The sequence below is a fragment of the Streptomyces sp. NPDC026672 genome (assembly GCF_040638185.1).
In the GTDB taxonomy this organism is placed as follows: Bacteria; Actinomycetota; Actinomycetes; order Streptomycetales; family Streptomycetaceae; genus Streptomyces.
The window spans coordinates 1-13,999 of the sequence record NZ_JBEZXS010000049.1; the positions used below are offsets into that span (position 1 = coordinate 1).

A 13,999-nucleotide genomic window follows, 5' to 3' on the forward strand; every position below is an offset into this window, starting at 1 on the left:
GCGGGGCGCCCGCCGGGGGCGGGGCCCCGGGGGCGCCCCCCCCCGCGCCTTAACATCCCCCCCACCGGTATGCGCCGGGGGGTGCGGGGGGGCCGGGCCCCGGTCCACCGCGTCGTTCCGTGTGCGGGTGGCGGCGGGGGCGGTCAGGTCGTGCGGGCCGTTCCCGTGCCCTTCTCCGCGTCCAGGGCGTAGACGCAGCGGTCCTTGCTGCACGCGTACACCACGCCGTCCTTCACCACGGGCGAGCCCGTGATCTCGCCGCCCGTCGCGAGTTTCCAGCGCAGGCGGCCGTCGTCGGCCTTCAGGGTGTAGAGCAGGTGGTCGGTGGAGCCGAAGTGGATGCGGCCCTCGGCCACCGCGGGCGCCCCCACGATGTCGCCGCCCGCCTGGAAGCGCCACTTGGGCGTGCCGGTGACCGCGTCCAGCGTGTACAGCCCCTTGCCGCTGCCGACGTGGACGTGCCCCGCGGCCACCAGCACCGGCTCCACGGAGGACCGCGCCTCCGTGGCGATGCGCCACCGGTCCCGCCCGTCGGCCGCGTCCAGCGCGTACACCGTGCCCAGGTAGTCGGCGAGGTAGACCCCGCCGCCGGTCACCGCAGGCCCCGGCACGAACGTCGGCGGGCACAGGAACACCGCCGGCGCCTCGAAGTGCCACCGCACCCGCCCGCTCGCCACGTCGACGGCGAGGACCCGGCTGCCGGCCGACACGTACACATGGCCGTCGGGTCCGGGCGAGAGCCGGACCGGGACGCCGCCGCAGGAGGCCGCGTCGCCGATGGGGTACGACCAGCGCTCCTCGCCGGTGCGGGCGTCGAGGGCGCGCAGCCGGGCGTCCTGCCAGACGTACACGGTGCCGTCGTGGACGACGGGTCCCGCCTCGGGCGACTCGAAGTCGGTCTGGCAGCCGCCGATCTCCCACAGCTTCTGCCCGCCGGCCGCCTCCCACGCCTGCGCTCCCCCGCCGCGCGTGCCGGTGACGACGGTGCCCCGGTCGGCCTTGAGGGAGTACACCCACGCGTCGGTGGACAGCCGCCACAGGTCACCGCCCTCGCGGGCGTCGAGCGCGAAGAGGGTGGGTCCGTCGGAGGCGTGGATACGGCCGTCCGCGACCGCCATCGACCAGGCGACGTCCCGGGTCTTGAAGCGGCGGCGGCCGGTGGCGACGTCGAGCGCGTGCACCTCGAAGGAGGTCACGTAGACGAGGTCGCCGTCGACGGACGGTGTGCCCCAGACGTCGTTGGACATGCGGAAGCGCCAGGGACGCCAGCCCGCGGCGGCCTCCGGGAGCGCGGCCGGAACGGCGGGTACGGCGGGGTCGGCGCCGTTGACGCCGGGGCGCGGCCGGGCCCAGTTGGCGACGAGTCCGGCCTCCGGAGGAGGCGCCTTGACGGCGGCGGCGCGGGTGTCGGAGACCCGCGGTCCCGGCCCGATCGGCACCTGGGCGCCGGCCAGCCGGACCGGACCGGTGTCGGGCGCCCCGACGGCCGCGGGCGGCGCGGACACGGGCGGGCGGGCCGGACCCGGGGCGGTGGGGACGACGGGGTCGTACGACGGCGGCGGGGGCACGGCGGGCCGGCCGCCGCCCCGGCCGCCGGCCGCGGGGGCGGGCGCCGGCGCGGGTCTGCCGCCGCGCCGGGACTCGATGAGGGCGACCGCCTTCTCGGGCAGCCAGGCGGACGCCGTACCGCTGTCGTCGGAGCCGGAGCCGAACAGGTGCGGGGCGAGCTGGGCCTGGAGGTCGGCCGGGTTGGGGCGGCCGGTGGCCTCCATCTGCATGCAGGACTCGATGAGCGGGCGCAGTTCGTCCGGGAGACCTTCGAGGTCCGGGCCCTCGCGCAGCAGCATGAAGACGGTCTCGACCGGGTTGGCGCCGTGGAAGGGCGGGTGTCCGGTGGCGGCGAAGACGAGCATCGAACCGAGGGAGAAGACGTCGCTCGCGCCGGTCACGCTGCGGGAGTCCTTCGCCTGCTCGGGCGACATGTAGGCGGGGGTGCCGACGGCGACGTTCGTCATCGTCAAACGGGTGTTCGAAACACCGGAGGCGATGCCGAAGTCGATGACCCGGGGACCGTCCTCGACGACGAGCACGTTGGACGGCTTGAGGTCGCGGTGGACCAGACCGGCGCCGTGGATGGACTGGAGCGCCTCGGCCACGCCGGCCGCGAGCCAGCGCACCGCCTGGGCCGGCAGCGGCCCGCACTCGTTCACTATCTCTTCCAGGGAGGGCGCGGGAACGTACGCGGTGGCCAGCCACGGCACCGCGGCGCGCGGGTCGGCGTCGACGACGGCCGCCGTGTAGAACCCGGAGACCGCGCGGGCCGCCTCCACCTCGCGCGTGAAGCGGACGCGGAACAGCTGGTCCTCGGCGAGCTCGGTGCGGACGGTCTTGATCGCCACGCGCCGGCCGGACGCCGAGCGCGCGAGATAGACCAGCCCCATGCCGCCGGCACCGAGGCGCCCCAGCACCTCGAACGGCCCGATCCGCCGCGGATCGTGCTGCGTCAGCTGATCCACCACTTGCCTGCCACCTCCCCGTACGAGCCGCGCCACCCACATATGTACGCGACCCCGTGCAGCGTCTCACCACCGCACCGCTGTGGCGGCACGCACCCTGATTCTTCCTGTCCCGAGCACAGGTTGCGAACCCGGCGACATCAGGGGTGTCTCATGACAAGCAAGACATATCAGCGTTGGAGCAGCGCGAAGGACGCCCCCTGATTGTCGGTCACGACGGCCACCCGCCCGTACGACGCGTCGAAGGGGGGCGCCTGGACGCGCCCGCCGAGCCGCAGCACCGCCGCGAGGGAGGCGTCCACGTCCGCCACCCGGAAGTGGACGAGGAAGTGCGGCGGCATCTCGGCCGGGAAGACGTCGGAGACGGGCGCGCGCCCGAAGTCGGGCTCGGCGCCGGCCCCGAACAGGGCCTCGTGGAAGAGGTAACCGTAGAAGGAGTTGACGGCGTCGGTGCTGCGCGCGTAGAGCTGCGCCCACCCGAACGTGCCCACCTCGTGCCGGCGTCCGAACCCCCGGTGGCCGCCGGCCTGCCACAGCCCGAAGACGGCACCCTCGGGGTCGGTGGCGAGGGCGGTCGTGCCCAGCTCGCCCACGGGCACCGGCGCGATCACCACCTGGCCGCCCGCCGCGGCGATCCGCCGGCACAGCTCCCGCGCGTCCGGCGTCGCGAAGTACACGGTCCAGACGGTGGGCATGCGTCCGTCCGTCTTGTGCGCGAGCGCGGCGACGGGGGCGCCGTCGTGGTACGCCCACACCGAGGAGCCGTACGCCTCCTCGAAGGTCCACCCGAAGAGCTCACCGTAGAAGCGCTCACCCGCGGCGACGTCGGGCAACTGCGCGTCCACCCAGCACGGCACACCCTCCCCGTACACCTCCTCGACCGGAAGCCCGGGCTCCCCTTCGGGCGGCCCGACGGACGACCCTTCGGACGCTCCCGCCCGCTCGTCCGGCCGGTCGTCGTCGGACTGTCCGGCGCCCCGTTCGGCCGCAGGTCCGCCCGTCCGCTCGTCAGCCTTTTCGTCCGCCTTTTCGTGCGCCTGTTCGTCCGCTTCTTCGTTCGCCTCTTCGTTCGCGGATGCCCTGTTTTCGGCCATGCCGCCAAAGTAACCGCGCGGCGCGCAGCCCGCAGACCAGGCACACCACGCCGTCCACCCCCCTGCACCCCATTTGCAGTCGGCCGAATCGCGCTCCGATCACCCGTCGGTAAGCTGACGGCATGACAGGACAAGTGCGTACCGTCGACGGCCGCGTGGCCGGTCGGCGTGGGCAGGCGACCCGGCAGAAGCTGCTCGACTGCCTCAGCGAGATGCTCAGCTCCTCCCCCTACCGGGACGTCAAGGTCATCGATGTCGCCCGGAAGGCGGGAACGTCGCCCGCGACCTTCTACCAGTACTTCCCGGACGTCGAGGGCGCCGTGCTGGAGCTCGCCGAGCACATGGCCGCGGAGAGCGCGGGGCTGACCCAACTGGTCGCGGGACGCTCCTGGGTGGGCAAGTCCGGCTGGCAGGCCGCACAGGAACTCGTGGACGGGTTCCTGGAGTTCTGGCGCCGCAACGACGCGATCCTGCGCGTCGTCGATCTCGGTGCGGCCGAAGGGGATAAACGGTTCTACAAGATCAGGATGAAGATCCTGAACTCGGTGAACGGCTCCCTGTCCGAGTCCGTCGCCGAACTCCAGTCCAGGGGCAAGGTAGACAAGGACGTGAACCCCGCCGCGGTCGCGGGCTCGCTGGTCGCGATGCTCGCCGCGGTGGCCGCGCACCAGAAGGGCTTCCAGAGCTGGGGCGTCAAGCAGGCCGAACTCAGGCCGAACCTGGCGCTGTTGGTGCACCTCGGCGTGACGGGCAGGAAGCCCACGAGGTAGCCCGCGCCGTTTCCAGCCCACAAGTCCTGTCTGACGGGCGGTCGTTCATCACGGTGAACGACCGCCCGTCGCGCTGTCCCGGCGCCCTTGGCCTGTGCCGGGGTCATACTCGGGTCATGGCTGCGACGGAGCTCGACGAGTTGATGAGGTCACTGCGGGTGTGGGCACCGGAGGTGACCGAGCTGCGGCCCTTCGACCCGGACACGGCACCCGACGGGCCGCTCCCCCTGTTCGCCCGGTGGTTCGCGGAGGCGGTGGCGGCGGGCCAGGTCGAGCCGCACACGATGTCGCTGGCGACGACCGACGCCGAGGGCCGGGCGGACGTACGGATCGTGATGCTGCACGGGGCGGACGAGGCGGGCTGGTCGTTCGCCACGCACACGACCAGCCGCAAGGGTCGGCAGCTGGCCGAACGGCCGTACGCGGCGCTGGCGTTCTACTGGCCCGTGCTCGGCCGCCAGGTGCGGGTGCGGGGCCCGGTCGCGCCGGCCGCGCCGGAGGAGGGCCTGGCCGATCTGCGGGCCCGCTCGACCGGGGCGCTGGCGGCGGCGCTGACCGGACGGCAGAGCGAGGTCCTGGGTTCGGCCGGGGAGCTGGCCCGGGCCTCCGAGGAGGCGTGGGAACGGGCACGGACGGACCCGGCGGCCGTCTCCCCCACCTGGACGCTGTACCGGCTGGCCCCGGAGGAGGTCGAGTTCTTCCAGGGGGACGCCGCCCGCCGCCACGTACGGCTCGCCTACCACCGCGAGGAGAGCGGCTGGCGCCGGGAACTCCTCTGGCCCTAGGTCCGGGGCCCTCCGGGTGCCGTACGTCACGAGGTCCACCCGACTTCCCCACAGGCGTGATCGATCCGCAACCAATTCCGGGCTTGACCGAGACCCATCAACCTGGCATGGGATTACGCTCCCGCTCATGGCCGACTCCACTGTGTCCCCGACCCCCAGCCCCGCCGACCACCCCGTCTACGTGATCGGAGCCGGCCCCGGCGGCCTCGCCGTCGCGTACGCGCTGCGCGCCCGGGGGATACGGGCCGTGGTCCTGGAGAAGGCCGCCGTCGGCGACTCCTGGCGGCGCCACTACGACCGCCTGCACCTGCACACCACCCGCCGCATGTCGAGCCTGCCCGGACTGGCGCTGCCGCGCCGCTTCGGCCGCTGGACGTCCCGCGACGACATGGTGCGCTACCTGGAGAAGTACGCCGAGGTCCACGAACTGGAGATCGTCACCGGCGTGGAGGTCTCCCGCGTCGAGCGCGCCGCCGACGGCGGCTGGCTGCTGCGCGCCACCGGCGGCCGGGAGCTGACCGGCGGCGCGGTGGTCGTGGCCACCGGCTACAACCACACCCCGTACGTCCCGGGCTGGGCCGGGCGGGACGCGTACACCGGCGAGTTCCTGCACGCCTCCGCCTACCGCGGCCCCGGGCCCTACGCCGGCCGGGACGTCCTGGTCGTCGGCGCGGGCAACACGGGCGCGGAGATCGCCGTGGACCTGGTGGAGGGCGGCGCCTCCCGGGTACGGCTGGCCGTGCGCACGGTGCCGCACATCGTGCGGCGCTCCACCGCCGGGTGGCCCGCCCAGTACACGGCCGTGCTGGTGCGACGGCTGCCCGTGCGGCTCGTCGACCGGCTCGCCCGGCCGATGGCCCGGCTGAGCCTGCCCGACCTGTCCGCGCAGGGGCTGCCCCGGCCGGACACCGGGCTCTACAGCCGGGTGCGGCAGGGCGCGATCCCGGTCCAGGACGTCGGTCTGGTCGAGGCGGTGCGCAAGGGGACGGTGGAGGTGGTCGCCGCCGTCGAGTCCTTCGAGGACGGGAAGGTCGTCCTCGCCGACGGCGGCCCGCTCTCGCCGGACGCGGTGATCGCCGCGACCGGGTACGTGCGCGCCCTGGAGGGCCTGGTCGGACACCTCGGTGTGCTCGACGGGCGCGGCCTGCCCGCCGTCCACGGCGCCCGCACCGCCGACGGCTCCCCCGGCCTGTACTTCACCGGCTTCACCACCCCGATCAGCGGCACGCTGCGCGAGCTGGCCAGGGACGCCGAGAAGATCGCGAGGGCGGTCGCGCGGCGCGGGGGCGCGGAGCTGTCCCGGCTGCCGGGGTGACTCAGCCGAGGGCGGGAACGGCGGCGGGGGCGGGACGGCGCCGGATGACCAGCGCCATCAGGGCCGCCGCCGCGCACAGCGCCCCGGAGGCGTACCAGACCATGTCGTACGTCCCGAAGACGTCGCGGGCGACCCCGCCGAGGAAGGCGACGAGGGCCGCGCCGACCTGGTGCGAGGCCAGGACCCAGCCGAAGACGATGGCGCTGTCCTCGCCGAACTGCTCGCGGCACAGGGCCAGGGTGGGCGGCACGGTGGCGACCCAGTCGAGTCCGTAGAAGACGATGAAGAAGATCATCGGCGGGTGGACGGCCGGGCCGAGCAGCATCGGCAGGAACAGCAGCGAGAGGCCGCGCAGGGCGTAGTAGACGGCGAGCAGCCGGCGCGGTTCGAAGCGGTCGGTGAACCAGCCGGAGGTGATGGTGCCGACCACGTCGAAGACGCCGATCACCGCGAGCAGCGAGGCCGCCGTGGTGACGGGCAGGCCGTGGTCGTGGGCGGCGGGCACGAAGTGGGTCTGGACGAGGCCGTTGGTGGAGGCGCCGCATATCGCGAAGGTGCCGGCGAGCAGCCAGAAGGGCCCGGTGCGCACGGCGGAGAACAGGACCCCGAGCGCACGGCGGGCGGCGCCGGTGACCGGGGCGGGCTTGGGGACGAACTCCTCGGCGCCGTACGGCCGCTCGCCCACGTCGGCCGGGTGGTCGCGCAGCAGCAGCCACACGAAGGGCACGACGGCGAGGGCGGCCAGGGCGACGGTGACGGCGGCGGGGCGCCAGTCGTGGGCCTCGACCATCCAGGACAGCAGCGGCAGGAAGATCAGCTGGCCGGAGGCGGAGGCGGCGGTCAGGATGCCGCTGACCAGTCCGCGGTGGGTGGTGAACCAGCGGTTGGTGACGGTCGCGGCGAACGCCAGGGCCATGGAGCCGGAGCCGAGGCCGACGAGCAGGCCCCAGCACAGCATCAGCTGCCAGGCCGTTGTCATCCACACGGTCAGCCCGGAGCCGACGGCGATCACGGTGAGGGCGACCGCGACCACCTTGCGGATGCCGAAGCGGTCCATCAGCGCGGCGGCGAACGGGGCGGTGAGCCCGTAGAGCGCGAGGTTGACGGAGACGGCGGCGCCGATCGTGCCCCGCGACCAGCCGAACTCGTCGTGCAGCGGGTCGATGAGCAGTCCGGGCAGGGAGCGGAAGGCGGCGGCGCCGATGATCGTGACGAAGGTGACCGCGGCCACGAACCAGGCCCGGTGCACCCGCCGGGTCCGCCGCGCCGGGGCGGACCCGGCAGCGGACCCGCCGGTGGGAGCGGTGGTGGTGAGTTCGGTGGTCGGTGCGGTGGTGGGCTCGTCGGCGGCTTCCGTCGGGTGGGTCTGGGTCACGGGATCGAGCATCCGGAATCAGGCGTACCGCGACGAGTGGCCCGAAGGACAGCATTCACTAGGATCGGGCCATGAACGGTGAGCCGGAGTTCCGCCCGCATCGTGTGGCCGTCCTCGCCCTGGACGGTCTGCTCCCCTTCGAACTGGGCATCCCGCACCGCATCTTCGGCCGCCCGAAGGACGCGCGGGGCCGCCTGCTGTACGAGGTCGTCACCTGCTCGGTCCGTCCGCCCGGCCCGGTCGAGACGGAGGCCGACTTCTCCATCGACGTACGGCACGGCCCGGAGACCCTGGCCGCCGCGGACACGGTCGTGGTCCCGGCGTCGTACGCGCTCGGGCCGGTGTTCGAGGAGGGCAGGCTGACGGACGAGCTGGCCGCGGCGCTGGCCCGGATCCGCCCCGGCACCCGGCTCGCCGCCATCTGCACCGGCGGTTACGTCCTCGCCGCCGCGGGGCTGCTGGACGGGCGCCCGGCGACCACGCACTGGGCCGACGCGGACCACTTCCAGCGGCTGTTCCCGCGGGTCAGGGTGGACGCGGACGTGCTGTTCGTCGACGACGGCGACGTGCTGACCTCGGCCGGGGTCGCCGCCGGCATCGACCTGTGCCTGCACATCGTGCGCCGCGACCACGGCACGGCGGTCGCCAACGAGGTGGCCCGCCGCACGGTCGTCCCGCCCTACCGCGACGGCGGTCAGGCGCAGTACATCCACCGCCCGGTGCCCGACCCGCAGGTGGCCACGACGTCGGTCGCCCGCGCCTGGGCGCTGGCCCGGCTGCACGAGCCGATCCAGCTGCGCGACATGGCCGGGCGGGAGGCCATGTCGGTGCGCACCTTCACCCGCCGCTTCCGCGAGGAGGTCGGCGTCAGCCCGGGGCAGTGGCTCACCCGGCAGCGGGTGGAGCGCGCCCGCCATCTGCTGGAGTCCACGGACCTCTCGGTCGACCGGGTGGCGCGGGAGGCGGGCTTCGGCACGGCCCAGTCCATGCGTCAGCACCTCCAGTCGAGCCTCGGCGTCACACCCACGGCCTATCGCAGGACCTTCCGCACGGGCGTCCCGGACGGGGTGCCCGACTGACGCGCCGGAAGTTGTCCACAGGTTGTGGAGAAAAGGTGGGGAACATCGGGACGGGGGGTGGCGGCGCGCGCCGGTGCGCCGGACGCGACGCCGCCGTTCGGTTCGACCCGCTCTCGGTGAGGGCCCCCGTCACCGGGGCCCTCACCGTCCCCTCGCGGCGAATCGTCCTCCCCAGCGTGATCACACGATCACGCGGCGTCAACACGTCTGCGGAGCTTTGTGACGTACGCCCGTTTTCCGATGGGTGCGCACGGAGGCACACCCCGGCGCACCGCTCACCGCACGCGGGGGTCGCACGACGGCTTCCCGCGCCCCTGCGACCGGGATGCCCGGGGCCGGGGCCCGCGGCGCCCGGACGCGCAGCGGCCGAGGGCCCTACACGGCCTCGAACGCCAGGCCCTCGTACGTCGGGAGGGCGCCCGTGAACGCCGTCGCCGCGGCCGACCCGGTCCGTTCGCAGCGGTCGAGTTCGCACCAGATGCGCTTGCCCGCCCCCTCGGGACTCCAGCCCCAGCGGTCGGCGAGGCCGTCGACGAGGGCGAGGCCCCGGCCGCCGGTCGCCGTGCCGTCCGCGCAGCGCGGCACCGGCGCGCGGGTGCTGCTGTCGGCCACCTCCAGCCGCACGGGGGCCGCCTCCTCCTCCGCGCGGGGCAGGCACAGCCGCAGCACGGCGGGGCAACCGGTGTGCACCACCGCGTTGGTGACCAGCTCGGAGACCAGCAGGATCAGGGTCTCGGCCAGCGGTTCGTCGGCCGCTATGCCCGACCCGGCGAGGCGCGAGCGCGCCCACCTCCTCGCCCGCCCCACCTCCGCGGGGTCGGGCCGGATCTCCAGCTGCACTTGAAGCACCTGCACCGCTCACACCATCCGAACCGGCGGACACATGAACCCGCGTCGCGCGCACGGCACGACGAAGGCCACGATCGTAGCCATTTTCTGCATGGCCAGAACAACGGCCAGAGCAAGGGTCACGGAACGTGATTCCCTTACGAGACAGCATGGTTGACGTACAGTCACCCCAACAAGCGCTTCGGGCATATTCCAGCGCGAAGGAGTACGCGTGCGGCATACTGTGCGACGCTCGCGGCGGGGAGTCGAACGGGTGGGGACAAAAGCCCTGGCCACCTTGCGAGCAGGGGCACATGACGCCGGAACCGGAGCCCTTTCGGGAGCGCCGTCGGCCTGGCTCGTGCTCGGAACCACTCGCATTTCACAGAAGGTACCGGAGCGGACAGCCGACTCCGGGCCGTGACGAGTCACGCATTGGACACAACCCGATATCAACGCTCCGTGATTCCGGTATGCCACGATCCGCGACATCTCCCGTGAGCGGTCCGTCGATTGCGCAGGCCGGCGCGAATTCCGATGACCGAGGCGACCAGTTCGGGGCGCACAACTCCTCACCCTGTGTGACCGGATGGTCGCGCCGAGGAAGAGGACCGCGACCGGATCCGCAGGTGGAGCCGCCGGCGCCGGCCACCGCGGCGGGGCGCGGGCCGGGGGCGCGGGGGCGGGACGCGGACACCGCCGGCCGGTCGGCCGCGCGGATCGTCGTACGAGCCGGCATCGGGGCCCGGACGGCCGCCCGCGTGTCGGGGCGGCCGTCCGGGAAGGTTCACGGGAGCGCCCGAACTGCTTTCTCGTCCGGGCGTGTTGCGTGCCCCGGTCGAGCGGGGACGCGGGGGCGGGCGGGAACGGCCGCCGCGGGCGGTGGAGTTGCCGCAGGGGTGGTGGAGTTGCCGCGGGGCGGCCGGCCGCTACTCGGGGACGGTGAAGTACCGGGCGAACGCGGGCACGATCTCCTCCTCGCGCACCCGCCCGTCACCGTCGGTGTCCAGCGCGGCGGCGGCCGGCCCGGCGAGTTCCGTCGGGACGCCGAGGATGCGCAGCACGCGCACGGTGTCCGCCACCGTGGCCGAGCCGGTGGCGTCGGGGTCCGCGAGGGCGAGGGCGGCGTGCAGGAAGGGGCGGGCGATCTCCGCGAACCGGTCGGGGTTGTCGCGCAGCCGCTTGACGGCTCCGCCCACGAACTCGTCGCGGGTGATGCGCTGGTCGCCGTCCCGGTCCGCTATGCCGGCCATGCCCTGCCAGAACGCCTCGGCCCCGGCGTACAGCGCCTGCCCCTTGTCGGAGCGGGCCGCCGTCCCGAACTCGGCTAGCAGCGCCTTGGCCGCGCCGCTGAAGTCCTCGCGGTCGATGTAGCCGTTGCCGTCCTGGTCGAACGTGGCGAACCGGGCCGCGATCCTGCGCTCGTACTCGGTGCTGACCATGTCTTTTCGGGCCGCCTTACCTCACGTGGGTGCGTCTCGCACGGAGCGTACGACGTCAGGGGCGGTCCGGGAGCGGGAAAACGGCGCTTGTGCCAAGACCGGGGGAATTCCGGGACAACGGCGCCGCACCGGGAGTGAGACGGGTCACACGGGAGGGGGTCACGTCACGCCGAGAGGGGGCCGGCCTCGTCGTCGGTGGCCGCCTCGACGTCGGGGTGGATGTCGAACAGCCGCCGTACGCCGAGCGCGCCGAGGACACGGTTGACGTGCGAGCCGTCCTCCGCGCCCCGGGCCGGCAGGATCAGCCGCAACCGGCCCTGGCAGGAGCGGATCAGCCGACGGGAGGCTATGAGCACGCCCACCCCGCTGGAGTCGCAGAAGAAGACCTCGGAGAGGTCGACGACAAGACTCCGGTGGCCGTCGGCCACCGCGTGGTGCACCCGCTGGCGCAGCACCGGCGAGGTCACCAGGTCCAGTTCTCCCGACACCTGGAGCACGGCCCAGCCGCCGCGCTCGCCTTCGATCACGTTGAGCGCCACCACCACGCCTTTCGCTCGCCGTCACGTCCCGGAACCAGCCGGAAACGGAAGCATTTCTTACGCTTCTCTGGAGCGCGGCTGCCCACCGGCCGTTCCCTGAAACACCAAGACGAAAACGGAAAGCAGTCATAAGAGGCTTGTTTTAGTCGACTTCAATCCTGTTCGATCAGATGCGGGCTTGAGTGGAGAAGATCAATCAGGTAAGAGGGGCGCCGTCGAGCGTGCCGACTACATTCGAGGAGACGGTGGACACACATCGGCCACGGGCATCGGGAGGGGGCCGCATGGCGAGGAAGGACACACCGCCCCGCTGGGACCGCAGGATGCAGCAGCGGCTCACCCGCGGTGAGGCGGCGGCCCTCGGCGAGCTCTACGACCGGTTCGCCTCGCTCGTGCACGGACTCGCGCACCGCGTCCTCGACGACGAGCGCGCCGCCGACACGATCACCCGCGAGGTCTTCGCCCATGTCTGGGAACACCCGGAGGCGTACGACCCGCAGGGGGGACCGCTGCGCTCCTGGATCGCCGAGCTCACCCACCGGCTGGCCGTGCAGCGGCTGCGGGCGACCGAGACCGCGGCGCTCGCACAGGGCCACGGCCCAAAGGGGGCGGACGGGGCGGCCGGCACAAACCCGGCGGAGGTCGAGCGGAACCTGGAGCTGAAGGTGCGCAGCGCCTCGATCGCCGCCCGCGCGGACTACATCGTGCACTCCATGCCGGCCCCGCTGCGGATCGCCCTGGAGCTGGCCTACGTCCAGCGGCGCGACTACCGGCAGACCGCGGCCGACCTGGGCGTCACCGAGGACGAGGCCCGCCGGAGGCTCCGTCTCGGCCTCCAGTTGCTGTCCACCGCCCATGACGCGGGGACACCGCCGGGACACGGAGGTGCGCAGTGAGCGGCGCCGAGGGCCGGGGCGCCCACGAGGAGCCTTACGGGGACGGCCGGGACGCGGAGGAGAGCGGGCCGGGTGACTCCGGACCGGGGGGACGAGGGCCTGGGGGCCGTGGTGGGAGCCGGGAGGAGTGGCCGGGGCCCGGGCGGACGCCTCGGATACCGCTGCCCCGGGTGTCCGTCGAGGACGGCGGGCGGCCGTTGCCGCCGCCGGAGGACGTGATGCCGGCCGCGCCGCTCGTGCTGGCGCACGAGGTGCTGCGCTCCCTGCTGGGCGCCTGGGCGCTGGCCGCCTGCTCGGCCGCGGAGAGCGCCGCCGTCGAGGAGCACCTCGGCGCGTGCGGGGCCTGCGCGGACGAGGCCGTGCGGCTGCGCGACGCCGTGGGCCTGCTGCACCAGCCGGAGAACCTCGACCTGGACCCGGGCCTGCGCAGGCGGGTCCTGGAGAGCTGTCTGGAACGCCGGCCGCCGCGCGTCCCCGTACCGGAGTGGGCGGCGCCGTACGACGCCGAGACCGCGCGGCTCGACGCGCTGTTGCAGGACATCGGGGACGCGGAGTGGCACGCACCGGTGCGGTTGCGGTGGTTCGGCGAGGACGGTCCGGTCGGCCGCCGTACGACGGTGGCCGGGGTGATCGCCCATCTGCTGTCCGTGGACGGGCTGGTGGCGGTCGCGCTCGGGCTGGACGACCCGCTGGCCGAGGGGGACGCGCGGACGTCCGTGGGACCCGCCGCGCGCACCGAGGCGTACTGGCGGGCCTCGCGCCTGCCGCCGACCCGCGCGGTGCGGGCGCCGTGGCGGGAGCAGAGCCACGACCTGGTGCGGACCGTGTCCTTCACGGGCGGCGACGCCGGGAAGCTCGGGGTGTCGTACGGCGACTTCGCGCTGCCGCTGCACGACGCGATGGTGGAGCGGGCCTTCGAGTGCTGGGTGCACGCGGAGGACATCGCGGACGCGGTGGACTACCCGTACGCGCCGCCCTCCCCCCGGCATCTGCACGGCATGATCGACCTGGCCGCGCGGATGCTGCCGACCGCGCTGGCGGCCCGGCGGCGGGCCGGGCTGTCCGCTCCGCGCCTCGTGACGGCGGGGGCGCCGGGCCGCAGCCTGCGGCTGGAGGTGGAGGGGCTGGGCGGCGGCGAGTGGCTGATCCCGCTCGATCCGCCGGACGCGGTGGGCTCCGCCCCGGACGAGGTGGCCCATGTCGTCCTGGACGGCGTCGAGTTCTGCCGTCTCGCCGCGGGCCACGTGACCCCGCAGGAGGCGGCCACGGGCCAGGAGGGCGACCGCACGGCCATCGGGGAGGTCCTGACGGCGACGGCGGCCCTGAGCCGCATGTAGCCCCGCCGTGGCCCGGCCCCCGC

General features: G+C 73.9%; 12 protein-coding genes. 6 read left to right on the forward strand and 6 right to left on the reverse strand.

Annotated elements, in window-relative coordinates:
• Positions 1-143: 143 nt before the first annotated feature.
• A complete protein-coding gene (locus AB0F77_RS36445; RefSeq protein WP_361956863.1) occupies positions 144-2,519 on the reverse strand; it encodes a PQQ-binding-like beta-propeller repeat protein in 2,376 nt (791 codons plus the stop codon).
• A gap of 167 nt (positions 2,520-2,686) precedes the next feature.
• Positions 2,687-3,361, reverse strand: a complete 675-nt coding sequence (locus tag AB0F77_RS36450; protein WP_361956999.1) for a VOC family protein — start codon at positions 3,359-3,361, stop codon at positions 2,687-2,689.
• 371 nt (positions 3,362-3,732) lie between these two features.
• Between AB0F77_RS36450 and AB0F77_RS36455 the strand changes: the two genes are divergently transcribed.
• The 3 genes from AB0F77_RS36455 to AB0F77_RS36465 all read left to right on the forward strand — a co-directional run bounded on the left by AB0F77_RS36455 (position 3,733) and on the right by AB0F77_RS36465 (position 6,480).
• On the forward strand, positions 3,733-4,380 hold the full coding sequence (locus AB0F77_RS36455) for a TetR family transcriptional regulator (RefSeq protein WP_361956866.1): 648 nt from the start codon (positions 3,733-3,735) through the stop codon (positions 4,378-4,380).
• A gap of 116 nt (positions 4,381-4,496) precedes the next feature.
• Positions 4,497-5,165, forward strand: a complete 669-nt coding sequence (locus AB0F77_RS36460) for a pyridoxal 5'-phosphate synthase (RefSeq protein WP_361956869.1) — start codon at positions 4,497-4,499, stop codon at positions 5,163-5,165.
• 127 nt (positions 5,166-5,292) lie between these two features.
• On the forward strand, positions 5,293-6,480 hold the full coding sequence (locus tag AB0F77_RS36465; protein ID WP_361956872.1) for an NAD(P)/FAD-dependent oxidoreductase: 1,188 nt from the start codon (positions 5,293-5,295) through the stop codon (positions 6,478-6,480).
• 1 nt (position 6,481) lies between these two features.
• On the opposite strand, the gene AB0F77_RS36470 is transcribed toward AB0F77_RS36465, so the two are convergent.
• On the reverse strand, positions 6,482-7,729 hold the full coding sequence (locus tag AB0F77_RS36470; RefSeq protein ID WP_361957002.1) for an MFS transporter: 1,248 nt from the start codon (positions 7,727-7,729) through the stop codon (positions 6,482-6,484).
• A gap of 197 nt (positions 7,730-7,926) precedes the next feature.
• On the opposite strand from AB0F77_RS36470, the gene AB0F77_RS36475 reads away from it, so the two are divergent.
• Positions 7,927-8,934, forward strand: a complete 1,008-nt coding sequence (locus AB0F77_RS36475; protein ID WP_361956875.1) for a helix-turn-helix domain-containing protein — start codon at positions 7,927-7,929, stop codon at positions 8,932-8,934.
• A gap of 375 nt (positions 8,935-9,309) precedes the next feature.
• Here the strand turns inward: AB0F77_RS36475 and AB0F77_RS36480 are convergent, their stop codons facing one another.
• The 3 genes from AB0F77_RS36480 to AB0F77_RS36490 all read right to left on the reverse strand — a co-directional run bounded on the left by AB0F77_RS36480 (position 9,310) and on the right by AB0F77_RS36490 (position 11,749).
• Positions 9,310-9,774, reverse strand: coding sequence for an ATP-binding protein (locus AB0F77_RS36480; RefSeq protein ID WP_361957005.1), 465 nt, complete (start codon positions 9,772-9,774; stop codon positions 9,310-9,312).
• A 917-nt stretch (positions 9,775-10,691) separates the two neighbouring features.
• Positions 10,692-11,204: an EF-hand domain-containing protein gene (locus AB0F77_RS36485; RefSeq protein ID WP_361956878.1), complete on the reverse strand. Its 513-nt coding sequence runs from the start codon at positions 11,202-11,204 to the stop codon at positions 10,692-10,694.
• A 164-nt stretch (positions 11,205-11,368) separates the two neighbouring features.
• Positions 11,369-11,749: an STAS domain-containing protein gene (locus AB0F77_RS36490; RefSeq protein WP_361956881.1), complete on the reverse strand. Its 381-nt coding sequence runs from the start codon at positions 11,747-11,749 to the stop codon at positions 11,369-11,371.
• 278 nt (positions 11,750-12,027) lie between these two features.
• On the opposite strand from AB0F77_RS36490, the gene AB0F77_RS36495 reads away from it, so the two are divergent.
• Positions 12,028-12,639 (forward strand): sigma-70 family RNA polymerase sigma factor, encoded by a 612-nt coding sequence (locus AB0F77_RS36495; RefSeq protein ID WP_361956884.1) that lies wholly within the window; start codon positions 12,028-12,030, stop codon positions 12,637-12,639.
• Positions 12,636-13,976: a maleylpyruvate isomerase N-terminal domain-containing protein gene (locus tag AB0F77_RS36500; protein WP_361956887.1), complete on the forward strand. Its 1,341-nt coding sequence runs from the start codon at positions 12,636-12,638 to the stop codon at positions 13,974-13,976. The genes AB0F77_RS36495 and AB0F77_RS36500 overlap by 4 nt, the downstream gene beginning before the upstream one ends.
• Positions 13,977-13,999: the final 23 nt, after the last annotated feature.